21 protein-coding genes are annotated in these 24021 nt (G+C 71.0%); 13 read left to right on the forward strand and 8 right to left on the reverse strand.

Annotation, left to right across the window (positions count from 1 at the left end):
• The first annotated feature begins 225 nt into the window (after positions 1–225).
• Positions 226–1098, forward strand: a complete 873-nt coding sequence (ygfZ, locus tag F0L46_RS15310) for a CAF17-like 4Fe-4S cluster assembly/insertion protein YgfZ (protein WP_149819064.1) — start codon at positions 226–228, stop codon at positions 1096–1098.
• A complete protein-coding gene (locus F0L46_RS15315; RefSeq protein WP_149819066.1) occupies positions 1095–1697 on the forward strand; it encodes a DNA-3-methyladenine glycosylase I in 603 nt (200 codons plus the stop codon). Before ygfZ ends, F0L46_RS15315 begins: the two co-directional genes overlap by 4 nt.
• A gap of 236 nt (positions 1698–1933) precedes the next feature.
• On the opposite strand, the gene F0L46_RS15320 is transcribed toward F0L46_RS15315, so the two are convergent.
• Positions 1934–2422: an NUDIX domain-containing protein gene (locus F0L46_RS15320; RefSeq protein WP_149819068.1), complete on the reverse strand. Its 489-nt coding sequence runs from the start codon at positions 2420–2422 to the stop codon at positions 1934–1936.
• A gap of 366 nt (positions 2423–2788) precedes the next feature.
• On the opposite strand from F0L46_RS15320, the gene mbfA reads away from it, so the two are divergent.
• Together mbfA and F0L46_RS15330 are read left to right on the forward strand one after the other, a co-directional pair.
• Positions 2789–3760 (forward strand): iron exporter MbfA, encoded by a 972-nt coding sequence (gene mbfA, locus F0L46_RS15325; protein WP_149819070.1) that lies wholly within the window; start codon positions 2789–2791, stop codon positions 3758–3760.
• Positions 3761–3814: 54 nt separating this feature from the next.
• Positions 3815–4765 carry a metallophosphoesterase family protein gene (locus tag F0L46_RS15330; protein WP_149819542.1) on the forward strand — a complete coding sequence of 317 codons (951 nt, stop codon included), beginning with the start codon at positions 3815–3817 and terminating at the stop codon, positions 4763–4765.
• A 16-nt stretch (positions 4766–4781) separates the two neighbouring features.
• On the opposite strand, the gene ccoS is transcribed toward F0L46_RS15330, so the two are convergent.
• From ccoS to F0L46_RS15355, 5 genes are all read right to left on the reverse strand, one after another.
• Complete coding sequence (gene ccoS / locus F0L46_RS15335; RefSeq protein WP_149819072.1) at positions 4782–4931, reverse strand: cbb3-type cytochrome oxidase assembly protein CcoS; 150 nt, start codon at positions 4929–4931, stop codon at positions 4782–4784.
• Entirely contained in the window at positions 4928–7168 is a 2241-nt protein-coding gene (locus tag F0L46_RS15340; RefSeq protein WP_149819074.1) for a heavy metal translocating P-type ATPase, read from the reverse strand. The genes ccoS and F0L46_RS15340 overlap by 4 nt, the downstream gene beginning before the upstream one ends.
• Before the next feature lie 5 nt (positions 7169–7173).
• Positions 7174–7692, reverse strand: a complete 519-nt coding sequence (locus tag F0L46_RS15345; RefSeq protein WP_149819076.1) for a FixH family protein — start codon at positions 7690–7692, stop codon at positions 7174–7176.
• Positions 7693–7720: 28 nt separating this feature from the next.
• Complete coding sequence (gene ccoG, locus F0L46_RS15350) at positions 7721–9160, reverse strand: cytochrome c oxidase accessory protein CcoG (RefSeq protein WP_149819078.1); 1440 nt, start codon at positions 9158–9160, stop codon at positions 7721–7723.
• A gap of 120 nt (positions 9161–9280) precedes the next feature.
• Positions 9281–10108, reverse strand: coding sequence for an alpha/beta fold hydrolase (locus F0L46_RS15355; protein WP_149819080.1), 828 nt, complete (start codon positions 10106–10108; stop codon positions 9281–9283).
• 222 nt (positions 10109–10330) lie between these two features.
• Here F0L46_RS15355 and F0L46_RS15360 point away from each other — a divergent pair, with 222 nt between their 5' ends.
• Positions 10331–10597, forward strand: a complete 267-nt coding sequence (locus F0L46_RS15360) for a hypothetical protein (RefSeq protein WP_149819082.1) — start codon at positions 10331–10333, stop codon at positions 10595–10597.
• Positions 10598–10600: 3 nt separating this feature from the next.
• Here F0L46_RS15360 and F0L46_RS15365 read toward each other — a convergent pair whose 3' ends face one another.
• Positions 10601–11323: an aspartate/glutamate racemase family protein gene (locus tag F0L46_RS15365; protein WP_149819083.1), complete on the reverse strand. Its 723-nt coding sequence runs from the start codon at positions 11321–11323 to the stop codon at positions 10601–10603.
• 173 nt (positions 11324–11496) lie between these two features.
• Here F0L46_RS15365 and F0L46_RS15370 point away from each other — a divergent pair, with 173 nt between their 5' ends.
• The 7 genes from F0L46_RS15370 to F0L46_RS15400 all read left to right on the forward strand — a co-directional run bounded on the left by F0L46_RS15370 (position 11497) and on the right by F0L46_RS15400 (position 20820).
• Entirely contained in the window at positions 11497–13143 is a 1647-nt protein-coding gene (locus F0L46_RS15370) for an ABC transporter substrate-binding protein (protein WP_149819085.1), read from the forward strand.
• Positions 13144–13369: 226 nt separating this feature from the next.
• The gene (locus F0L46_RS15375; protein ID WP_149819087.1) at positions 13370–14323 is read left to right on the forward strand and encodes an ABC transporter permease; all 954 of its coding nucleotides are present in this window, start codon (positions 13370–13372) and stop codon (positions 14321–14323) included.
• Between the two features lie 4 nt (positions 14324–14327).
• Positions 14328–15227 carry an ABC transporter permease gene (locus F0L46_RS15380; protein WP_149819089.1) on the forward strand — a complete coding sequence of 300 codons (900 nt, stop codon included), beginning with the start codon at positions 14328–14330 and terminating at the stop codon, positions 15225–15227.
• Positions 15224–16288 (forward strand): ABC transporter ATP-binding protein, encoded by a 1065-nt coding sequence (locus tag F0L46_RS15385; RefSeq protein WP_149819091.1) that lies wholly within the window; start codon positions 15224–15226, stop codon positions 16286–16288. Before F0L46_RS15380 ends, F0L46_RS15385 begins: the two co-directional genes overlap by 4 nt.
• A complete protein-coding gene (locus tag F0L46_RS15390) occupies positions 16281–17282 on the forward strand; it encodes an ABC transporter ATP-binding protein (protein WP_149819093.1) in 1002 nt (333 codons plus the stop codon). The genes F0L46_RS15385 and F0L46_RS15390 overlap by 8 nt, the downstream gene beginning before the upstream one ends.
• 332 nt (positions 17283–17614) lie before the next feature.
• Positions 17615–18844 (forward strand): HlyD family secretion protein, encoded by a 1230-nt coding sequence (locus F0L46_RS15395; RefSeq protein ID WP_149819095.1) that lies wholly within the window; start codon positions 17615–17617, stop codon positions 18842–18844.
• On the forward strand, positions 18826–20820 hold the full coding sequence (locus F0L46_RS15400) for a glycosyltransferase family 2 protein (RefSeq protein ID WP_149819097.1): 1995 nt from the start codon (positions 18826–18828) through the stop codon (positions 20818–20820). The genes F0L46_RS15395 and F0L46_RS15400 overlap by 19 nt, the downstream gene beginning before the upstream one ends.
• A gap of 15 nt (positions 20821–20835) precedes the next feature.
• On the opposite strand, the gene F0L46_RS15405 is transcribed toward F0L46_RS15400, so the two are convergent.
• Positions 20836–22449 (reverse strand): ABC transporter substrate-binding protein, encoded by a 1614-nt coding sequence (locus F0L46_RS15405; RefSeq protein WP_149819099.1) that lies wholly within the window; start codon positions 22447–22449, stop codon positions 20836–20838.
• 446 nt (positions 22450–22895) lie between these two features.
• On the opposite strand from F0L46_RS15405, the gene F0L46_RS15410 reads away from it, so the two are divergent.
• Positions 22896–23960, forward strand: coding sequence for a TRAP transporter substrate-binding protein (locus tag F0L46_RS15410; protein ID WP_149819101.1), 1065 nt, complete (start codon positions 22896–22898; stop codon positions 23958–23960).
• Positions 23961–24021 lie beyond the last annotated feature (61 nt).

The following is a 24021-nucleotide window of genomic DNA, read 5'->3' on the forward strand; positions in this document are numbered from 1 at the left end:
GATCGTTCGGTCGCGCGGCGAGGCGAACGCCTCGCCGACCCCCCTCTGCCCCTGACGGGGCATCTCCCCCGCAAGGGGGGGGAGGGGCCAGCCGCGCTTGGGATCGGCGTTTGGCTAGAGAACAGCAATGAAACGGCGGACTGACCTCCGCCTCGTCGTCACCCTTGAGGCCGCGCCACGGGCGGCTTATGTCACGGCAGCGGTTCGACCGAGCGGAGAGTTTCCTTGCCCACGGCCCATCTGACGAATCGCGGCGTGGTGCGGGTGGCGGGAGCGGATGCCCGCACGTTCTTGCAGGGCCTCGTCACCTGCGACATCGACCGCGTCGCCCCGGGCGAGGCGCGCTACGGCGCCCTGCTGACGCCCCAGGGCAAGATCATCGCCGACTTCATCGTGATTGAGGCGCCGGAGGATGCCGGCGGCGGGTTCTATCTCGACGCGCCCGTGGTCCTGTGCGCCGATCTCGCCAAGCGGCTCGGCTTCTACCGCCTGCGCGCTAAGGTCGAGGTCGCCGACCTGTCGTCGGCGCTCGCGGTCGTGGCCGGCTGGGGCGACGCCGCCCGCCCCGCCGACGAGGCTGGGCTCGTCCACGAGGATCCGCGCCTGCCGGCCCTGGGCTGGCGCGCCATCATGGCGGGCGAGGAGGCGGCGGGGCTCGCGGATGCGACCTGGGAGGAGTACCTGCCCCACCGGGTGCGCCTGGGCATCCCCGAGGGCGTGGCCGACTTCACCTATGGCGACGCGTTCCCGCACGAGGCGCTCCTCGATCAGCTCGGCGGCGTCGACTTCGACAAGGGCTGCTATGTGGGCCAGGAGGTGGTCTCGCGCATGCAGCACCGCGGCACCGCCCGCACCCGCATCGTATCCCTCGTCTACCCCGAGGGATTCTCGGCCGAGGTCGGCAGCCCGGTCGTGGCGGGCGAGCGGGGCCTCGGGACCGCGGGCAGCGGCGCCGGCGACCGGGGCCTCGCGCTGATCCGCGTCGACCGCGCGACGGACGCGCTCGCGGCGGGCGAGGCCATCCTGTCGGGCGGCATGCCCGTGCGCTTCGAGCGGCCGGACTGGGCGCGCTTCCCCTATCCGGGCGAGGGCGCGTGAGCGACGGGCTGATCCACCACCCGGACGGGCTCGCCCGCTGCAGCTGGTGCGGCACCGATCCGTTCTACATGGCCTATCACGACACCGACTGGGGCGTGCCCGAGCGCGACGACCGCGCCCTGTTCGAGAAGCTCATCCTCGACGGCTTCCAGGCGGGCCTGTCCTGGATCACGATCCTGCGCAAGCGCGAGGCCTTCCGCGCCGCCTTCGCGGGCTTTCAGCCCGACGCCATGGTGCGCTTCGACGAGAGCGACGTGGCGCGGCTCATGAACGATCCCGGCATCGTGCGAAACCGCGCCAAGATCGAGGCGGCGATCCGCTCCGCGCGGGCCTATCTCGCGATCCAGGAGCGAGGGGGCTTCTCGGCGTTCCTGTGGGATTTCGTCGACGGTAGCCCTCTGCAGCCGGGCTTCGCCACCCGCGCCGAGGTTCCCACCGAGACCGAGATCTCCCGGCGCGTGTCGAAGGCGCTGCGGGCTCACGGGTTCAACTTCGTCGGCCCGACCATCGTCTACGCCTTCATGGAAGCCACGGGGCTGACCAACGACCACCTCACCGAATGCCACCGGCACGCGGCCTGCCGGGCGATGGCGGGTTGAGACGATAGCCTTATCCCATCCCTCACCCTCGTCCTGAGGTGCCCGCCGCAGGCGGGCCTCGAAGGGCGCTCCAGTGGTCTCCAGACGGCTGTGGCAAGCGTTGTGCGTGCTTCGAGACGGCCTGCCACGCAGGCCTCCTCAGCATGAGGGGGAGGTAAGCTGGATGGGCGTGGTACCCCCTCACCCCCTGGCACTTCGTGCATCCCTCTCCCCATGGGAGAGGGGAGCGGAGCGCGTCACCAGATCGGGTCGCGTGGGCGGCCGGAAGTGATTTCCTGCAGCCGGCGCCGCGTGGAGCTCGTCGTGCCCTCGGGCAGGGCGTCGAGGGGGAAGAAGCCGGTCTCCGCGATCTCGCGGTCGGGCGCCTTCACGCCGAGGATCGTGAAGTCCCGCACCACGTAGACCAGCACGTGATCGCGATTGGCGAGGCCGGGATTGAAATAGGCGCCGTGCAGAACCGCCGGGGCGTCGAGGCGGATCAGGGCCTCCTCCTCCAATTCGCGGGCGAGCGCCGCCTCCGCCGTCTCGCCGATCTCGACGCCGCCGCCGGGCATGTGCCAGCCGTTCACGTAGGTGTGGCGGATGAGGAAGACGCGGCCCTCGCCGTCGAGCACCGCGCCGCGCACGCCGAGCGTCAGCGCCCGCGTGAGGCGGAAGAGGAGCGGCAGGGCGCGCCGGAGCAGCGCGTGGCGGATGCCATCCTCAGGGTGCGGGTCGTCGGGCATGGGTTCTCACGGTTGGCGAAAGATTATGACCAAGCGGTAAATGTGCGCATGCGCACAACACATGACTGAGGCGCCAAACGCGCGCAACGCGCGCCTTCCTTTGCGCTCAGCGCAGGCGTATAAGCTGGGCCTAAGACAAAAGGTGCTGTCATGTTTCTCTCGTTCGTCCTCTCCTACCTCTCCCGCCCGAGCCGCTACGTCTGGTCGCCGTCCCTCGACATGACCAACAACGAGGTGGTCTCGACGCTGATCCCCGGCGCCCAGTACTGAGCCCCGGCGGACCGCCCCGCCGCAACGCGGGGGCATCCTGGCGCATGGCCGGTCCGCGGCCAAGCCGCTAAGGTGGGCCACCCGACCGGAGGGCCCATGAAGTCGTTGTCCGAACTGACCGAGCGCGAGGTGGTCGCGCTCGCCATCGCGGCCGAGGAAGAAGATTCGCGGATCTACCAGAGCTTCGCGGACCGCCTGCGTGCCGATTTCCCCGCCTCCGCCCGCCTGTTCGACGACATGGCTGGCGACGAGCGCAACCACCGCGATTCGCTCTACGAGCTCTTCCGGTCCCGCTTCGGCGAGCATCTCCCGCCCATCCGCCGGGAGGACGTGCGCGGCTTCCTGCGCCGCAGCACCCCGTGGTGGAACCCCAATCTCGACGCCCCCAAGATGCGCCGCGAGGCCGCCATCATGGAGATGCAGGCGGCGACCTTCTACGAGCGGGCGGCCGAGCAGACGAGCGACGTCGCCGTGCGCGCCCTCTTCACGAAGCTCGCGGAGGTGGAGCGCGGCCACGAGCGGCGCGCGGGGGAGCTCGAGGAGGCTCATCTGTCCGGCGACGAGGCCGCGGCCGAGACCGAGGCCAAGCGGCGTCTCTTCGTCCTGCAATATGTGCAGCCGGGGCTCGCGGGCCTCATCGACGGCTCGGTCTCCACCCTCGCCCCCCTGTTCGCGGCGGCCTTCGCCACCAAGCACAATTGGGAGACCTTCCTCGTGGGGCTCGCGGCCTCGGTGGGCGCAGGCATCTCCATGGGGCTCACCGAGGCGCTCTCGGACGACGGCATCATCACCGGGCGCGGCTCGCCGTGGCTGCGGGGCGTGGTCTGCGGCGTGATGACGGCGGTGGGCGGGCTCGGCCACACCCTGCCCTACCTCGTGCCCGACGCCTGGGAGAACGCGTTCGTCATCGCGACCGTGATCGCGGCCGTGGTCGTCGTCGTGGAGCTCTTCGCAATTTCCTGGATTCGGACGAAATACATGGATACCCCGTTCCTGCGCGCCACCTTCCAGGTGGTCGTCGGCGGGTTCCTCGTGCTCCTCGCCGGCATCTTCATCGGCAGCGCCTGATCGGATCCGTGCGCCCGCCATCGAACCCGCGGGGGCACCCGACGTTTGATGTCCATGTTCCGCATCGCGCACCTGACGGACCCCCATGTGGGTCCCCTGCCCCGTCCGCGGCTCCGGCAGCTGCTGTCCAAGCGGCTGACCGGCTACATCAACTGGCGCCGCGGCCGCGACAAGTTCCACGACATGGAGCTGCTCGCGGCCCTCGTCACCGACATGCTCGACCATGAGCCCGACCACATCGCCTGCACGGGCGACGTGTCGAACATCGGCCTGCCGGACGAGTGGACCACCGCCAAGGTGTTCCTCGACAGCCTCGGCCCCCCCGACCGGGTGAGCTTCGTGCCCGGCAACCACGACGCCTATATCGACGGGGCCCTGGACGGGCTTCTCGCGGTCTGCTCCGACTTTACCTCCGACGATTCGGGCGTGCTGGGGCAGTTCCCTTACGTGCGCCGGCGCGGATCCGTGGCCCTGATCGGCCTGTCCTCGGCGATCCCGACCGCCCCCTTCGTGGCGAGCGGGCGCATGGGGCGGCGCCAGATGGCGGAGACCGAAGCCCTGCTGGCGCAGCTCGGCGCGGAGGGCCTGTGCCGGGTGGTGATGATCCACCATCCGCCCCACACGGCGGGCGCCTCGGCTGGGCGCAACCTCACCGATTCGCGGGCCTTCGAGACGATGATCGGCAAGGTCGGGGCCGAGCTCATCCTGCACGGCCACAACCATATCGGCTCGGTCGCGACGATCCTGGGGCCGTCCCTGCCCGTGCCCGTGGTCGGCGCGCCCTCGGCCTCGTCCCGGGGCGGCACCATCACGCACCGGGCGGGCTACCACCTGTTCGACATCGCGCAGGCGGAGGACGGCTGGCGGATCGCGGCGCAGCTGCGCGGCCTGCTCCCGGACGGCACGATCGGCCTCATCGAGGAGCTCTCCCTCGTCCCCGAGAAGCTGCCGCTGCGCGAATCCCTCGCCCGCCACCGCTCCAAGGCGAAGGTGAAGCCGCGCTGAGGGGCGCGGGGTCACCCTATTTCCCGAGGTCGTCATCCTCCAGCACACGCAGGGCCGAGCCCTCCAGGTCGTCGTACTGCCCGCTCTTGAGCGACCAGAGAAACCCGCCGAGGCCCGCGAGGCCGAGGGACAGGGCGACGGGGAGCAGGAACAGGAGCACGTTCATGAATGAGCCTCCCGCAATTCAGGCAAGCCGCGCGGCGCGGCGGGCTGCGGCCGGGCGCCCGTGCCGGCCTGGGCCCGCAGGGCGTTGAGGGTGACGATGACGGAGGAGCCCGACATGGCGGCGGCCGCGACGAGGGGCGTGACGAAGCCCGCCACCGCGAGGGGCACGGCGACGAGGTTGTAGGCCACCGAGATCCAGAGGTTCTGCCGCATCAGCCCGAGGGCGCGGCGCGACAGGCGCACGGCGTCGAGGGCCGGGCGCAGCCGCTCGCCGAGCAGGAGCGCGTCGGCGCACCCTTGCGCGGCGTGGGAGGCCTGGATCGGCGAGAGCGAGGCGTGGGCGGCGGCGAGCGCCGGCGCGTCGTTGAGCCCGTCGCCCACCATGAGCACCCGGCGCCCCTCGCGCTTCAGGCCCTCCAGGATCGCCACCTTGTCGCCGGGACGGCAGCCGGCGCGCCAGGCCGCGACGCCGATGGCCTCGGCCGCGCGGCGGACCGGCCCCTCCCGGTCGCCGGAGACCACGAGCACGGTCAGGCCCAACGCCTTGAGGGCCGCTACGGTCTCGCGGGCATCGTCCTTGAGCGCCTGGCGGACCAGGAGCACGGCGCTCTCCGCGCCCCGGCGCACCACGATGGGCGTCGCGTCGGGTTCGCCCGCAAGCGCGATGGCAGTTTCGAGCGCCGCGTCGCAGAACTCGGCGCTGCCGAGGCGCACCTCCAGGCGGTCGACGATCGCCCGGATGCCGCGGCCGGGCTCCTCCACGGCGCCGGGCACGGGCGCGAGCGCCGCCCCGTCCCGCGCCACCGCGCGGGCGAGCGGATGGCTGGAGGAGAGGGCGAGCCGGGTGGCGAGCGTCAGCAGATCGGCGTCGATCGCGGCCCGGTTCGTGACCCGCGCCTCGGGAGAGGTGAGCGTGCCGGTCTTGTCGAGCACGACCGTGTCGCAGGCCGCGATCCGCTCGATGCCGTCTCCCGCAGTGAGGAGCACGCCGGAGCGGAACAGGGCGCCCGACGCCACCACCTGCACGGCCGGGACCGCGAGCCCTAAGGCGCAGGGGCAGGTGATGATGAGCACCGCGATGGCGGTGACGATCGCCATGTGGGGCCCGGCTCCCATGGCGAGCCAGCCGATCGCCGTCATGAGGGCCGCGCAATGGACGACGGGCGAATAGAGCCGGGCCGCGCGATCCGCGATGCGCACGTAGGTGGAGCGCGAGGCCAGGGCCTCGTCCATGAGACGGTTCACCTCCGCCACAAGGGAGTTCTCGGCGGCCTGGGCAGCCCGGATCGTGAGCGTGCCGCCGATGTTGAGGGTGCCGGCATGGACCTCGCCATCGACCCCGACGGCCTGCGTCAGGGTCTCGCCCGTGACGAGGCTCGCGTCGATCTGCGAGGCCCCCTCGGTCACGACACCGTCCACGGGCACGCGGTCGCCCGGGCGCACGAGCACGTGGTCGCCCGGCTTGATGGCGAGGATCGGTACCTCGACCACGGATCCGTCCGGGTCGACCCGCCGGGCGATCTCGCCCCGCAGCGCCAGGAGGTTGCCCGCCACCGCCCGCGTCTTGCGGCGCATCATCCCGTCGAGGGCGCGGCCGGCGAGGAGGAAGGTGAGCAGCATCGCGGCGGAGTCGAAATAGGCGTGGCTCTGCGAGTGCAGGGTCTCGTAGAGGGAGAGCGCGATGGCGAGGCAGACGCCGAGCGAGATCGGCACGTCCATGGTCATGGCCCGCGCGCGGATGGAGCGCCAGGCGCCCAGGAAGAACGGCTGGCCCGCATAGGCGATGGCGGGGATCGCGATCAGCGCCGAGATCCAGTGGAAGAGGTCGCGGGTCTCGGGATCGATGTCGGTGGCGTTGCCCGACCACACGGACACCGAGAGCAGCATCACGTTCATGGTGGCGAAGGCGCCGACGCCGACGCAGCGCAGCAGCCACCGCATCTCGGCGGCCTCGATCTCCTCCTCCCGCGAACGGGTGAAGGGATAGGCCTTGTAGCCGAGCCGCTCCAGGCGCTCCACGACAGCGTGGGGATCGCACGCCTCGCCCTCCCAGCGCAGGGTCAGGCGGCGGAGCGTGTAGTTGAGGCGGGCGGAGCCCAGGCCCGGCACGGAGGCGACGCCGCGCTCGATGTCGCCGATGCAGGCCGCGCAGGTGACGCCGTCCATGGCGAGCTCGAGCGCCGCGCCGCCCTCCCCGTCCCGGCGCACGAAGGCCGAGTAGTCGATCCGGTCCGTCATGGCGCTCACTCGACCATGGCGCGGGTGCGCGACAGGAAGAGGCGCTCGCCCCCGCGCTCGAACGTGATCACCACGGTCCATTGACCAGTGCCGACATCGTCGAGGGAGGCCTCGTAGCGGCCGGCGCCCGCGAGCACGAGGTCGCCCGTGCGGTCGCGCCGGCGGTCGGTGGGGTGCGACAGGCGCAGGGTGCCCGTCAGGTCGCTCAGCGCCGCGCCGCCGCTCTCGGCGGCCGAGACGGCGACGTGCGCGCGGCCATGGGCGTCGCGAACGATGGACGCCTCCACGCGCCAGCCGCGGGCGGCCTGCGCCTGAGCCGCCAGGGTCTCGGCGTTGAAGCGCTGGCCCTCGCGATAGGCGCTGTCCGTCTCCAGCCCCGGAAAGGTCGAGGTGGCGAGGCGGAGCATGACCGTGTTGACCGCGATGATCGTCCCGAAGAACAGGACGAAGGCGGCGAAGACCATGCGCCCGGTGATGGGGCGTCCTGGGGCGGGGGCGGTCTCGAGCCGTGCGGGGGAGGTCATGGCCCTGTCTCCTATCGGTGTGGCGGGGTCAGTCCTTGGGGCCGACGAAGTGGTCGCCCGCGAGCGCCCGGTCGGATCCGGCGGGATCGGTGACGAGGAAGGTGATGTCGTGGGAGCCGGTGGTGCCGCGCGGCGCCGTGACGAGGACGCGAAGCTCGCGGGTCTGGTCCGGCTCGACGCGCACCCGCAGGCGCGCGGCCTCCGCGATCTCGGCCCCGACGGCGTCGATCTGCGCCTGGGCAAGGCCGGCCACCTCCAGGGTGAGGACGCGCTCCTCGTGCGCCTTGTTCATCACCCGCACCGTGTAGGCGTTGCGGACGGTGCCGTCGGAGAGGCGGACGAAGACGGGGTTGCGGTCGTGGACCGAGCTCACGGCGAGCGAGGAGCGGCCGAGCAGCGACCACGTCATGAGGCCACCTACGCCCACGATGAGTGCGGCGTAGAGCACCGTGCGGGGGCGGACCACGCGGACGGGCTCGGGGGCGAGGCCTGCCGCCCGGCGCTCCACGTTCACGTCCGTGTCGTAGCCGATGAGGCCCTCGGGCCGGCCGATGCGGCGCATGACCGTGTCGCAGGCGTCGATGCACAGGCCGCACTGGATGCAGTCGACCTGGAGCCCGTTGCGGATGTCGACCTCGTGGGGGCAAGCGAACACGCAGGCCATGCAGTCGACGCAGTCGCCCGCGGGCTCGCCGGCCTCCTTCAGGGCAGCGTTCTTCTTCACCGAGCCGCGCGGCTCGCCGCGATCGTACCGGTAGGTGATGGTGAGGGCCTGCTCGTCGGTGAGCGCCGCCTGGATGCGGGGCCAGGGGCACATATAGGTGCAGACCTGCTCGCGCATGTGGCCGGCCAGCAGGTAGGTGGTGCCGGTGAGGATCGCGATCCAGGCATAGGCCACGAGGGGCGCCTGGACGGTGGCGAGCTGCCACACCAGGGTCGGCGCGTCGGCGAAGTAGAGCACCCAGGCGCCGCCGGTCCACCAGGCGATCACGAGCCAGGCCGCGTGGGTCGCGAGCTTGAGCCCGACCTTGCGGGGCGTCCAGGGCGCCGCGTCGAGGCGCATGCGGTCGCGCCGGTCGCCCTGGATCACGCGCTCCACGGCCATGAACAGGTCGGTCCACACGGTCTGGGGGCAGAGATAGCCGCACCAGATGCGGCCCGCGACCGCGTTCATGAGGAAGAGGGCGAGCGCGGCAAGGATCAGGAGACCCGCGATGTAGGTCACCTCCTGCGGCCAGATCTCGATGAAGAAGAAATAGAACCGGCGGCCGGGGAAATCGAGCAGCACCGCCTGGTCCGGCGCACCCGGTCCCCGGTTCCAGCGCACGAAGGGCAGCAGGTAATAGACCCCAAGCGTCAGGGCCATGATGGCCCACTTGATCGTGCGGAAGCGGCCGCGGACGGCTTGCGGGTAGATCGCCTTGCGGCTCTCGTAGAGCGGGACGTCGTCGGGCGCGGCGGCGGTCATGACGGGGGATCTCGACCCTGTGGAAGGCCGGACCCTAGGCCGCGCGGGGGTGTGGGGCCTTGATCGGGATCAATGGCCGGCTAGGGGGGATCCCGGAGGGGCAGGTCCCCTGCCCCGCCCTCAGCCGCCGATCGGATGCCGCCCGGCATGCTCCCTCACGGCCGCGTTGAAAGCCGCCGGCGCCTCCAGCGGCGCCATGTGGCCGATGCCGGCCAAGGTGAGCTCCCGGGCGCCGGGGATCGTCGTGGCGAGCAGCTTCGAGGCGGCGCGGCAGACCTGGTCGGCGTCGCCGCGCAGCACCAGGGTGGGCACACGAAGCCCCCGCAGGGCGCCCGTCATGCGAAACAGCGAGGTGCGCTTGGCCAATACCTCGGAGAGCGTGTGCAGCACGCCGTGGAGGGGCGTGGAGCGGATGAGGGCGCGCATGTGGCAGCGGGCACGCGGGTCGCGGGAGGCGTAGGCCTTGAAGAACTCGCCCCGCAGCATCTCCTCGGCGAGCACCTCCGCGCCGCTCTCGCGCCCCACCATGCCCCAGCGCCGGGCCGTGGAGGTCATGAGCATGGGGCTCTCCGCCCCCGCCCCTACGTCGGCGAGGACAAGCGAGGCCACCCGCTCGGGTTTTGCGAGCGCGAAGCCCAAAGCGGGCCCGCCCCCGAGGGAAAAACCGACGAGGTGGCAGCGCTCGATCCCGAGATGATCGAGGAGCCCCGCGAGATCGCGCCCGAGATGACCTGGCGAGTAGCCCTCAGCCCGCTCCGGCGCTCCCGACAGGCCGTGGCCGCGCTGGTCGTAGGCGATCACCGTGTGGTCGCGGGCGAGGTCGCGGAGCTGGTGCACCCACATCCGGCGCCCGCAGGCGAAGCCGTGGACGAGCACCAGGGGCGGCCCCGCTCCGGCGATCGTGTAGGCGAGGTCGATCCCGTTCACGGACGCGAGGGAACAGCGCATGGGCTCAGCGCTCCGCCGAGGGGCGGCCGGGACGGTGCCGGGGAACGCTCGTCCAGGGGTGCGGGGTGCTCATGATGTCCTCCGGCGCTGCATGCGGCGCGGAGCTTTGCGGCGCCCGAGGCCGGAGGGCAAGCCCGCCCGTGAGGCCGGGGCGGTCCTTCGCCGCAGACCGGGCCGGCGGGCTCCCGTGTTACGTTGCGGCAACAAACGGGGAGCCATGTCATGAGCCATCATGCGGAGCTGCGGCGCGTGATCGAGGAGGGCGAGATCGCGACAGGTCTTGCGGCCCAGCGCTTCCTGCCGCGCTTCGCGCGCAAGCTCGCCCGTTACCGTGAATTGTGCGAAACCACGCGCAACCCCTTGGCACGCCGCTATTATGCCTGGCAGGTGGAGCGTTATGGACGCCTCGCCGCCGACGCCGAGCAGGACATCGCGCGGGCCCGTGACATCCGCTCCGCCCGCCACGGCGGCCTGCTCCCGCGCCGCTAAGTTTCATCCCAGCGCCCGGGTCAGGGCCTGCGACAGGCCGATCGCCTCCACGGGCGGCGCACGGCGGGCGACGGGGCCGGAGCGCGCGGCGGCGGCCCGGATCGTCGCCTCGACGGCCGTGCCGGTGGAGCAGAGCACGGGGACGGGCACGCGGTCCGCGATTCGCCCGGCGAGCCCAGCGAGCGCGGCGCCCCCGAGCACCACGGCACCGGCCCCCGCCGCGGCGGCGTCCCGGCAGGCGCGGGCCAGCATGTCGAGGGCGCCGTCCGGGTCGCGGGCGATCTCGCCGCCGGTGGGCGCCACCGTGTGGACGCCGCTCAGGCGGTCGGAGAGGCCGAGGGCGGCCACGAACTCGGTGAGCATCGGTCCCCAGAGCACGCCCCCCGTGACGATGGCGAAGCGGTCGGCCAGGCCGGCCGCGGCCTGGCACGACGCCTCCGCCATGCCCACCACCGGCACGGGCGACATCTCCTTGAGGGCGAGGAGCCCCGGATCGCCGAAGCAGGCGAGGCACACGGCATCCTGATCGGCGCCGTGCTCGGCGAGCGCGTCGAGGGCGGCGTGCCCCGCCACGGCCGCGGCGGCGCGGCTCGAGATGTAGCGCGCGCCGAAACGCCCCGTGACGGCGTCGATCCTCACCCCGGGCGGAGCGAGCGCGCCGGCATGCGCCGCCACGAGATCCGTCACGGCGGGGGTGGTGTTCGGGTTGATGAGCAGAATCCGCATCGTCCTCGTCCCGTCGGCGCCCGCCTGCCTCTTTGGGGGCACCCTGCCTAAACCTTGCGCACACATGCCGTTACGGCAGTGAGGCGAAGCCCTGGGCCAGCCTCGATTGGCACGTCCGTTGCTCCGGGTCCTTGCAAGAACCGGGCGACGAGGTCGCCCACAGGGAGAGACCGATGACCACCAGCCTCAAAGCCTTGACCCTCGCGCTCGCCCTCGGGACGGGCCTCGCGACCGCCGCCCTGGCCCAGGAGAAGACCCTACGGATCGGCATGACGGCCGCCGACATCCCCCGCACCCTCGGGCAGCCCGACCAGGGCTTCGAAGGCAACCGCTTCACCGGCATCCCGATCTACGACGCTCTCACTCACTGGGACCTCTCCAAGGCCGACGCGCCCTCGATCCTGATCCCGGGCCTTGCCACCGAGTGGAAGGTGAACGACGCGGACAAGACGAAGTGGACCTTCCGCCTGCGGCCGGGCGTCAAGTTCCACGACGGGTCGCCGGTCGATGCCGACGCGGTGGTCTGGAACGTCCAAAAGGTGCTCGACAAGCAGGCCCCGCATTTCGACGCGAGCCAGGTCGGCGTCACGGCCTCGCGCATGCCGACCCTGCGCTCCGCGAGCAAGATCGACGACATGACCGTCGAGCTCGTCACCTCCGAGCCCGACTCGTTCCTGCCCATCAACCTCACCAACCTGTTCATGGCCTCGCCCAAGCACTGGGAGGCGAAGCTCGCCGCCGTGCCGGCCTCGGTGACCGACCCGGCCGAGCGCGCCAAGCAGGCCTGGACCGCCTTCGCATCCGATCCGTCGGGCTCGGGCCCCTTCCGCGTCACCCGCTTCGTGCCCCGCGAGCGGCTGGAGCTCGCCAAGAACCCCGCCTATTGGGACGAGGCGCGCCGGCCGAAGATCGACCGCGTGGTCATGCTGCCCCTGCCCGAGGCGAACGCCCGCACCGCCGCGCTGCTCGGCGGACAGGTCGACTGGATCGAGGCGCCCGCTCCCGATGCCGTGGCGCAGATCAAGAGCCGCGGCTTCGTCATGTACCAGAACGCCCAGCCGCACGTGTGGCCGTGGCAGCTCTCCTTCACCGAGGGCTCGCCCTGGCTCGACAAGCGCGTGCGCCAGGCCGCGAACCTGTGCATCAACCGCACGGAGATGAAGGAGCTGCTCGGTGGCCTCATGGCCGAGCCCAAGGGCACGGTGGGCCCCGGCCATCCCTGGTGGGGCAACCCGGGGTTCGACATCAAGTACGACCCGACCGGGGCGAAGAAGCTTATGCAGGAGGCGGGCTACTCGGCCGCCAAGCCCCTGAAGGTGAAGGTCCAGACCTCCGCCTCGGGCTCGGGCCAGATGCAGCCCATCCCCATGAACGAGTACGCCCAGCAGGCGCTCAAGGACTGCTTCTTCGACGTCGAGCTCGACGTGATCGAGTGGAACACCCTGTTCACGAACTGGCGCCAGGGCGCCAAGGATCCGAGCGCGCGCGGCGCCAACGCCATCAACGTGTCCTTCGCGGCCATGGACCCGTTCTTCGCCATGGTGCGCTTCACCTCGACGAAGACCTTCCCGCCGGTGTCCAACAACTGGGGCTATTTCGGCAACGCGGAGTTCGACGAGCTCATCGCCTCCGCGCGCACGAGCTTCGAGGACAAGGCTCGCGACGAGGCGCTGGCGAAGCTCCACGCCCGCATCGTCGAGGAGGCCCCCTTCGTGTGGATTGCGCACGACGTCGGCCCGCGCGCCATGTCGCCGAAGGTGAAGGGCGTCGTCCAGCCCCGCAGCTGGTTCATCGACATCGCGACGATGTCGATGGAGTGAGGTAACACCTCTCCCCGCCGGGCGGGGAGAGGGCTTCGCCGGCGGAACGGCGGGCGAAGCAAGCGAGCTGAAGGCGAGCGGGGATGAGGGGGTCTGGAGGGTCGAGCTCCTCCGTCCACGCCCCCTGACCTTCGGGCTGCCGCCCTCGCCTCAAGCCCCGGCGAGGGGGCTTTCGGCCCTCTCCCCGCGCGGCGGGGAGAGGTGAACGCATTCCCAACGGTGTTCCATGCTCGCCTACCTCGCCCGCCGCGTCCTCTATACCCTGCCCATCCTTCTCGGGGTGTCGCTCGTCTGCTTCGCCCTGGTGCACATCGCGCCGGGCGATCCCTTGAGCTCGGTCCTGCCGCCGGACGCCTCGGCGGACCTCCAGCGGCAGCTGCGGACGCTCTACGGGTTCGACCGCTCCTACCCGGAGCAGTTCGCGATCTGGATCGGGCGTGCCCTCCAGGGCGATCTCGGCGCGTCGATCGCGTCGGGGCGGCCGGTCGCGACGGAGGTGATGCGGGCGGTGGTCAACACGCTCCGCCTCGCGGTGCTCGCCACCGCCATCGGCTTCTTCTTAGGGGGCCTGTTCGGGTTCGTGGCGGGCTATTTCCGCAACTCCGTGGTGGACAAGCTCGCCTCCATGCTCGCGGTGCTGGGGGTCAGCGTGCCCCATTACTGGCTCGGCATGGTGCTCGTGATCGTCTTCTCGTCGCAGCTCGGCTGGCTCCCCGCCACGGGCGCCGGCCCCGGCGGCTCGTCGGACTGGGCCTGGGACTGGGCGCACGTGCAGCACATGGTCCTGCCCGCCGTCACCATGTCGGTGATCCCCATGGGGATCGTCGCCCGCACGGTGCGGGCGCTCGTGGCCGACATCCTCTCGCAGGACTTCATCACCGGCCTCAAGGCCAAGGGGCTGACGGGCTTCGGCGTGTTCCGCCACGTGGTGAAGAACGCCGCCCCCACGGCGCTCGCCGTCATGGGCCTCCAGCTCGGCTACCTGCTCGGCGGCTCGATCCTCATCGAGACGGTGTTCTCGTGGCCCGGCACGGGCTTCCTCCTGAACTCGGCGATCTTCCAGCGCGACCTGCCGCTCCTCCAGGGCACGATCCTGGTGCTCGCCCTGTTCTTCGTCGTGCTCAACGTCGTGGTCGACGTGATCCAGAGCCTTCTCGATCCTCGCGTCCAGCGGAGCTGACCCCATGAGCGCCGCCCTCGAGGGGAGCCCCGCCCTCCCCGTCCCCGCCGCCGCGCCGTCTCAGGCCACGGGCTACTGGACCTCCGTGTGGCGCCGCCTGCGCCGCGATCCCGTCGCCATGGGCGCCGCCATCGTGCTGCTCCTGTTCGTCCTCGCCGCGATCCTCGCGCCATACATCGCGCCCGCCGATCCCTACCGCTCCTCCATGCTGCGGCGCCTGCGGCCGATCGGGACGGCGGGCTATCCGCTGGGCACGGACGAGCTCGGGCGCGACATGCTCTCGCGCCTCATCTTCGGCGCGCGCTACTCGCTCCTCATGGGCATCACCCCCGTGGCGCTCGCCTTCGGCATCGGGGGCACGATCGGCATCGTGGCAGGCTTCGCGGGCGGGCGCGTCAACACCGCGATGATGCGCACCATCGACATCTTCTACGCCTTCCCCTCGGTGCTCCTGGCGGTGGCCCTGTCGGGGGCGCTCGGCGCGGGCTTCGGCAACGCGCTTCTCTCGCTCACCATCGTGTTCATCCCGCCCATCGCCCGCATCGCCGAGTCCGTGACCACGCAGGTTCGCTCTCGCGATTATGTCGAGGCGGCCCGGGCCTCGGGGGCGGGCGCGCTCACGCTCCTGCGCGTCCACGTGCTCGGCAACGTGCTGGGGCCCATCTTCGTCTATTCGACGAGCCTCATCAGCGTCTCGATGATCCTCGCCTCCGGCCTCTCGTTCCTCGGCCTCGGCGTGCGCCCGCCCGAGCCCGAATGGGGCCTCATGCTCAACACGCTGCGCACGGCGATCTACGTCCAGCCCTGGGTGGCGGCCCTGCCCGGCCTCATGATCTTCATCGTGTCGATCTCCTTCAACCTCCTCTCCGACGGCCTGCGCTCGGCCATGGACGTGAAGCAATGAGCACCCTCTCGATCCCGGCCACCCTGCACGAGGATCGCGGCGGGCCGGGGCAGCCGCTCCTCACCGTGCGCGACCTCTCCAAGGGCTTCTCCGTCAAGGGAGGCCTGTTCGGCCGGGGCGCCGGCCGGGTCCGCGCCGTCGACCGGGTGAGCTTCGACGTGCTGAAGGGCGAGACCCTGGGCGTCGTCGGCGAGTCCGGCTGCGGCAAGTCCACGACGGCGCGGGTCCTCATGGGGCTCCTCGACGGCGACGCGGGCGAGATCCTGTTCGACGGCGAGGGCGTGGGCTCGCGGGCGCTGCCCCTGCGCGCCTATCGCCGCCAGGTCCAGATGGTGTTCCAGGACTCCTATTCCTCCCTGAACCCGCGCCTCACCGTCGAGGCCTCGATCGCCTTCGGACCCGGGGTGCACGGCGTCCCGAAGCGCGAGGCGATCGCCCGCGCCCGCTCGCTGCTCGCCCGTGTCGGCCTCGAGCCCGCGCGCTTCGCCGATCGCTATCCGCACGAGCTCTCCGGCGGCCAGCGCCAGCGGGTGAACATCGCCCGCGCCCTGGCGCTGGAGCCCCGCCTCGTGATCCTCGACGAGGCGGTGTCGGCCCTCGACAAGTCGGTGGAGGCACAGGTGCTGAACCTACTCCTCGACCTCAAGGAGGAGTTCGGCCTGACCTATGTCTTCATCAGCCACGACCTCAACGTGGTCCGCTTCATCTCGGACCGGGTGATGGTGATGTATCTCGGCCAGGTCGCCGAGATCGGCGAGACGGAGGCCTTGTTCGAGCGTCCGCGGCACCCCTACACGGCGGCCCTTCTCTCCTCCATGCCCTCCCTCGACCCGGACGCCCGCACCATGGAGGCGCCGCTGGCGGGCGATCCGCCGAGCCCCATCGACCCGCCCCCAGGCTGCCGCTTCCATACCCGCTGCACGTTCGCCGAAGAGGTGTGCAGCGCCCGCGAGCCGGCGCTCTTCGAGATGTCCGCGAAGCACCGCGCCGCCTGCCTCATGCTGCCGCCGGGCTCCGGCCATTCCCGCGCGCCCGCCACCCCGGAGGCGGCCCATGTCTGACGCCCTCGTCGAGGTCCGCGACCTCAAGGTGACGTTCATGGGCGGCGCGAGGCCCGTGCGCGCGGTGGACGGCGTCGACCTCACGCTGGCGCGCGGCGAGGTGATGGCGCTCATCGGCGAGTCCGGGTCCGGCAAGTCCGTGACCCTGCGCCAGCTCATGCGCCTCAACCCGGAGCGCAAGACGCACGTGGAGGGCTCGATCCGGGTCGCCGGCGAGGACGTGATGGGGCTCTCCTCCGCGCGGCTGACCCATTATCGCGGGGCCGAGGCCGCGATGATCTTCCAGGAGCCGCTGCTTGCCCTCGACCCGGTCTACACGGTCGGCGCCCAGATCACGGAGGCGATCCGGCGCCACGAGCGCGTCTCGAAGGCGGATGCGCGCGCCCGGGCGCTCGCCCTCTTCGAGCGGGTCCGCATCCCCTCGCCCGAGCGCCGCCTCGACGCCTATCCGCACGAGATGTCGGGCGGCATGCGCCAGCGGGCGATGATCGCGCTGGCGCTCGCCTGCCGGCCGAAGCTCCTGCTCGCCGACGAGCCGACGACCGCGCTCGACGCCACGGTCCAGATCCAGATCCTCTTGCTGCTGCGCGAGCTCCAGCGCGATCTCGGCCTCTCCATCGTGTTCGTGACCCACGATCTCGGCGCGGCGGTCGAGGTCGCGGACCGGATCGCGGTGATGTATGCCGGCCGCATCGTCGAGGAGGGCACGGCCCGCGACCTCATCCGCACCCCGCGCCATCCCTACACGATCGGCCTCCTGAAAAGCCGCGCCCACGGCGCCCTGTCCAAGGGCAGCCGCCTGGAGGCCATCCCCGGCTCCCCGCCCGACCTCGCGAACCTCCCTCCGGGCTGCGCCTTCGCTCCCCGCTGCCCCCTCGCCGCGGACGCCTGCCGCGCCGCCGCGCCGCCCGCCCTGGATGTCGGCCCCGGCCACCGCGCGCGCTGCATCAGGACGGAGGACGCGGCGGGGCTGCTCATGACGCAGGCCGCCTGACTCCCCTCCCCCTTGTGGGGAGGGGCTGGGGGTGGGGGTCGCAAAGTCGGAGCGGGCGGTGAGGTGGGGAGCGCGCAGGTCCGTACAGCTCAATCCTGTGACGGCATGATCTCGCGTCCCGACCCCCACCCCTAACCCCTCCCCGCAAGGGGGAGGGGGATCGGCCTTCCCGGCCAATACACACCATCCCCGAAACGAAGCATTCACCCCGTCCGCAAAGACCCGGGAACCTAAACCCCGTACACTCGATGTAGATCATTCCCCCCTATACCGTTGAGACATGTCGCTGCGGCCGGTCCGGTGCGGCGATCCGAGTAGTCGAGACGGCGCCGATGTTCCTCAATTCGCGACCCACCCGCTCCCTCGTCGGCGTCCTGCTGTTCGGCGTGGCCGTCCTGGCGCTCCTGCCGGGCATGAAGGGCTATACGAGCCTCGACGGCACCGTGAACGCCCGCGTCGCCGTGGTGAGCGCGCCCATCGACGGCACGATCCAGTTCACGCCCGCCAAGGTCGGCACGCCCGTGGCGGACGGGCAGGCGCTGGTGTCCATCCGCAACGACCGCGTCAACCGCGCCGTCCTCGCCTCCCTCGCCGCGGAGGCGAGGACGGCCGGGGAGCGGGCCGACGCCCTCGTGCGCGAGCGCGACGAGCTCGTCCGGCTGCGCGCCACCCTCGGCGAGCGGCTCGAGGCCTACCAGGCCGCGACGGTCGAGACCCTGGAGCGCGAGGTCACCATCCTGCGTCGCCGGATCGAGGTGTCGCGGGCTCAGGAGATCGCGGCGCAGTCCGAGTTCACCCGGCGCCAGACGCTCGGCGGCTCGGGGATCGTGTCGGCAAGCGCCGTGGAGCAGGCGCGCGCCGCCGAAATCACCTCCACGGGGCAGATCGACGTGACCCGCCTCCAGATCGAGCAGCTCGAATACAAGCTCGCGGCGGTGCGCCGGGGCGTGTTCGTCGGCGACGGCCAGAACGACGTGCCCTATTCCCGCCAGCGCGGGGACGAGGTGAGCGTGCGCATCGCCGACATCGACACCCGCATCGCCGAGAACCTCACCCGCGCGGCGCAGATCGAGGAGCAGCGCCGGGAGGAGGACGCCCGCGTGCGCAGCCTCACGGCGGCCGTGCTCTCGTCGTCCTTCACGGGCGTGGTGTGGCGCAACAACGTGGTGAGCGGCTCGAACGTGGTGCTCGGCAACGAGCTCGTGCGCCTCCTCGATTGCCGCGACCTCTTCGTCGACATCCTCCTGCCCGAGGTCGATTACGACGAGATCTATCCCGGCCGCGCGGCCGAGGTTCGCCTGCTCGGGCGGTCCGCCACGGTTCCGGCGGAGGTTCTCTCCGTGCGCGGCAGCGCCGCCGCAACCGAGGAGGTCACCCTCGCCGCCGTCCCGCCCGCCGCCAAGGGCCGCAGCGCCCGCATCCGGCTCGCGCTGCACCAGTCGGACCTCAACACAGATTTCGGCAATCATTGCCAGGTCGGCCGCTCCGTCCAGGTGCGCTTCGAGAGCCGCAGCCTCCCCCTCCGGCGCTGGATGAGCAGCCTGTGGTTCAGCATCTCGTAAGCCTGGCGCCGACCCTCCTCGTCGCCTCCTTCCTCCTCTTCACCTTCGGGCGGTCGCGGCGGGACTCGTCGGCGCGCGCCGTGACCTGCGCCGTCGTGCTCGCGGTGGCGTTGCGCTATCTTGTCTGGCGCTTCACCGATACGGTGCTGCCGGCCTCGAGCGACGAGGGCTTCGGCTTCTACTGGATCTGGTTCCTGTTCGGCGTCGAGCTCCTCGCCTTCACTGACATCCTGCTCTTCCTCGTGATCATGAGCCGGTCCGTGGACCGCAGCGCCGAGGCCGACCGCCTGGAGCCCGCCTATTTCGCTCAGGCCCAGGACGGGCTGCCCACGGTCGACGTGTTCATCCCCACCTACAACGAGCCCCTCGACGTCCTGGAGCGGACCATCGTCGGGGCGCTCGCCCTCGACTACCCACGCGACAAGCTGCGGGTCTACGTGCTCGACGACAAGCGCCGGGACTGGCTGCGGGCCTATTGCGAGGAGAAGGGCGCGATCCACGTCACGCGCCCCGACAACGCCCACGCCAAGGCCGGCAACATGAACAACGGCCTCGGGGTCTCGTCCGGCGACTTCGTGGCGGTGTTCGACGCCGATTTCGTGCCCTACCGCAACTTCCTGCGCCGCACCCTGCCCTTCTTCTCCGATCCGACCATCGGGATCGTGCAGACGCCGCAGCATTTCTTCAACGCCGACCCGGTCCAGGCCAATCTCGGCCTGGAGCATCTGTGGCCCGACGAGCAGCGCCTGTTCTTCGACGAGATGGCGCCGAGCCGCGACGCGTGGGACGTGAGCTTCTGCTGCGGATCGTGCTCGATCAACCGGCGCGCCGCGCTCGACGAGATCGGGGGCTTTCCCACCGAGTCGATCACGGAGGACCTCCTCACCACCCTGTCGATGCTCAACAAGGGCTTCAAGACGCGCTACCTCAACGAGCGCCTCTCGATGGGGCTCGCGGCCGAGAACCTCGAGGGCTACTTCGTCCAGCGCGAGCGCTGGTGCCAGGGCGGCATCCAGACGATCTACCTCAGGAACGGCCCCCTGCGCGGCCCCGGGCTGACGCCGTTCCAGCGGGTCATGTTCCTGCCGATGTCCTGGCTCGTGCAATATGTCGTGCGCTTCGGGATCCTCGTCGTGCCGGCGGTCTATCTCTGGAGCGGGATCGCGCCGCTCCACTTCACGGAAGCGGGCGATCTCGTCTCGCACCAGCTGCCGGTGCTCGCGGCCTATTTCCTGCTGATGACCTGGATCACGCCCACGCGCTACCTGCCCGTGATCTCCAGCGCGGTGGGGGCGTTCTCGACCTTCCGCATGCTGCCGACGGTTCTGTCGAGCATCGTGCGTCCCTTCGGCAAGCCCTTCAAGGTCACCCCGAAGGGCAGCGGCAACGAGGAGGGGAGCTTCGACAGCTACACCTTCATCTGGCTCGCCGGCCTCACCACGGTGAGCGCGCTGGGCCTCGTCATCAACATCGTGCCCGAGTGGGCGCAGGCCTCCGATCGCGGCTTCTCGACCGTGGCGGCCTATTGGACGGGGGTGAACACCCTCGTCCTCACCATCGCGGCCTTGATCTGCTTCGAGCGCCCGAGCCGGTTCACGGACGCATTCCGGGCGGACGAGCCCGCAGGCCTCGACGGCCTCACCGGCCGGGCCGTGAGCCTCAGCTTAGGAAAGGCCGTGGTGCAGGTGCCGATCGGCACCCGGTTCGCCTCCACCTCCGTGACGCTCGCCCTGGACGGCGTCGAGCCCCTGCGCGCCGAGATTCGCCAGATCACCCGCCGTCGCCGCCGCCTCGGACGGGCCGGCGACGGTGCGGTGCACTTCCTTCACCTCCATTACGAGCTCGCCGGCGCCGCGCGCGATCAGATGATCCGCAAGCTCTACACCGGCGGCTACTCGCAGGACGTGGCCGAGATCGACAAGTCCGCGCTCTCGGTGGGCCTCATCGGCCGCGCGCTCGGGCCCGAGCGCGCGTGAGCTCACCCCGCCGGGTCAGCCCATGCTGATCGGCGAGAAGTCCTGATACCAGTTCTGCGCCTGCACGAAGCCCCGCACCTTCGGCGAGAGCGCGCGGGGCGCCACGTCGTGGGCCACGAACAGGAACAGGGCCTCGTCGACGAAGCGCTCGTGCGCCCGGCGGATCGCCTCCACCTGCTTCTCCGGATCGAAGCTCGCCCGGATCGCGTCGAAATGCCCGTCGAGCACCGGGTCCTCGTAGAAGCCCCAGTTGGTGCCCCGCGGCGGCGCGAGCCGCGAGTCGAGGTGGCGGATGAGGGCCGTGAACGGGTCCTGGCTGAAATAGGAGCTGTTCGTGGAGTGCGCGCCTTTCGAGCGCGGGTCCTTGGCGCCCGCGCGCCAGGAATCGGTGAGCGAGTTCCAGTCCATCACCTCGAAATCGACCTTGATGCCGATCTCGGCGAGGTTCTCCTGGATCATCTCGTTCATGGGCAGGGGCTGCATCTGCCCTGAGCCCGCGGGCGAGATGATCGCCTTCACGGAGACGGGGCTGCCCTTCGAGACGCCCGCCTCGCCCATGAGCTTGCGCGCCGCGTCGACGTCGTGGCGCACGTCGAAGGCGGGCTTGCCGAACCAGGGCGAGTTGGGGGGCACCATGCCCTTGGCCGGCACCATCAGCCCGCCGAGCAGCGCCACCATGCCCTCGCGGTCGACGGCGAGGTTGGCGGCCTTGCGCATGCGGATATCCGTCCAGGGCGAGCCCGGCACGCGGCTGAAATGCCAGGTCCAGTTATGGGGGTAGACGTTCTGCGTGATCTGGAACCCGCGGGCGCGCAATTGCGGCAGGGCGTCGGGCGACGGCGCCTCGATCCAATCCACCTGACCTGACAGAAGGGCTGCCGTTCGGGCATTTGCCTCCGGGATGGGCAGCAGGACGAGCCGTGCGAGCCTCGGCCGGCGCGCCGGATCCCAGTAGTCGCGGTTCGCCGCAAGCTCCGCCCGCTCGCGGGGCACGTAGCGCTCGACCTTCCACGGGCCGGTGCCCGACGGCGCCTTCAGGAAGGCGTCCCAGCTGCGCCCCACCTTCTCCCATTGCGCCGGGGAGGACATCTGGATCCAGGCGAGCTCGTAGGGCGTGAGCGCGTTCGGCGCCGCCGTGGTGAACTCAACCGTGAGAGGATCGACGGCGCGATAGGCGCGGATCGAGGGAATGCGCGAGCGCCCCTGGCCCGCCTGCCGGCGGTCGAAGTGCGGCGCGTCCTCCCGCAGGAGCTTGTCGAAGTTCCACACTACCGCGTCCGCGTCGAAGGGCGAGCCGTCGTGGAAGCGCACGTTCTCACGCAGCTTCACGATCCACTTGGTCCGGTCCGCCGGGTCGACGGCCCAGGACACGGCGAGGTTCGGCACGAGGCGCGAGGCCTGGTCGTCCCGCGACAGGTCCCATTGGATGAGGGCGTCGAACGCCGTGAGGCCGATGAACCGCATGCCCTCGGCGCCCTGGTCGGTCTGGCCGTTGGGGAGCGGAATGTCCGACACGGTCATGCCGATGCGCAGCGTGCCGCTCTCCTGCGCCCGCGCCGCGAGGGGATGGAAGGCGCTGGCGGCGCCCAAGCTGAGGCTGCCGAGCAGGATATCGCGACGTGAGGGCATGATCCGGGGTCTCCTTGGGCCCCTTCTGGGGACCTCCACCCCTGGCAATCGACATGCCACGGCGAGCGGCCTCCGTGCGACTACGGACGCGATCACGGGCCCGGGCCGGGACCTAGCCGCAAGAGCGCAAGTCGAGCCTGGCATTGGCGCGCGCCGTCAGAACAACCCCGGCGGCCATCCGAGTTATCACGTACCGGGGCCAAGTTGCATGACGTTTGGTAAGGTCGCGTATGGCCTCGATATTGGGAGCCCGCGAGCCCCGTGACGGTCGATTTCAGTATTCAACCGGGGCGGACGGGCAATCTTTACGCGACTCGTTCCGGCTCGCGGAAAATTAAATTAACACCTCGCGCATAGGCTCCCCCCTGGCAGCCAAGACGCCCCGCGAGCGTGCGGGTGCGGCGGATCGGAGAACCATGGTGGCGTCACGTCAAGGAGCTGGAGACATGCGGCTCGGCCGGCCTGCGCGCTCGCGTGGCTGGCTGGCGCTCGCGGCCGTCCTCCTCGGCCTGTCGGCAGCGCCCGCGGCCGCGGCGGAGCCCATTCGGCTCAAGATCGTCGGCGGGCTTGCCGGCATCAGCCAGTACAGGCAGTTCGAGGAGCCCTTCTGGACGAAGCGGCTCGAGGAGATGTCGGGCGGCCGTCTCACGGCGGCGGTCCACCCCTTCGACCGCAGCGGCCTGCGGGCGCAGGACATGCTCCAGCTCATGAAGCTCGGCGTCGTCCCCTTCGGCACGGCCCTGCTCGCCCTTGTGGCGGGCGACGAGCCTGAGCTGAACGTCATCGACCTGCCGGGCCTCAACCCCAATTTCGAGGTGCTGCGCGAGACCGTGGCGGCCTACCGGCCGCACCTGCGCGACGTCCTCAAGGACCGCTACGGCATCGAGTTGCTCGGCGTCTACGCCTATCCGGCGCAGGTGGTTTATTGCGCCAAGTCCTTTCGCGGCCTCAGCGACCTCGCCGGACGGCGCGTGCGCACCTCCTCCGTGAGCCAGTCCGAGCTCGTGAGCGCGCTCGGCGGCGTGCCCGTGCTCGTGCCCTTCGCCGAAACCGTGTCCGCGGTGTCGACGGGGGTCGTGGACTGCGCGATCACGGGAACGCTCAGCGGCTACGAGATCGGCCTGCCCGAGGTCACCACCCACATCCACGCCATGGCGCTGAGCTGGGGCCTGTCCTTCTTCGGCGCCAACCGGAGCGCCTGGGAGGCCCTGCCCGCCGACCTGCGCGATGTGCTGCGCGCGGGCATCGCGCGCCTGGAGCAGGACATCTGGACCTCGGCCGACCGCGACACCGCTCGCGGCCTCGCCTGCAACGCCGGCACGACCGCCTGCGATGGGCGGCAGGGCCGGATGACCCTGGTTCCCGTCACCCCGGAAGACGAGGCGCGCCGCCGTCGCCTGCTCGTCGAGGCGGTGCTCCCGAGCTGGCTCGACCGCTGCGGCACCGATTGCGCCGCCGTGTGGAACGAGCACATGGCGGAGCGCGCCGGGATCCGGCTCAAGGCGGAATGATCGTGCAGGCGCTCCCCTACCCCAAGACGTCCGGTCTCCGGACGACCCGCCCGGCGGGGAC

Origin of the sequence: Salinarimonas soli, from assembly GCF_008386575.1 — a bacterium.
GTDB classification, from domain to species: domain Bacteria; phylum Pseudomonadota; class Alphaproteobacteria; order Rhizobiales; family Beijerinckiaceae; genus Salinarimonas_A; species Salinarimonas_A soli.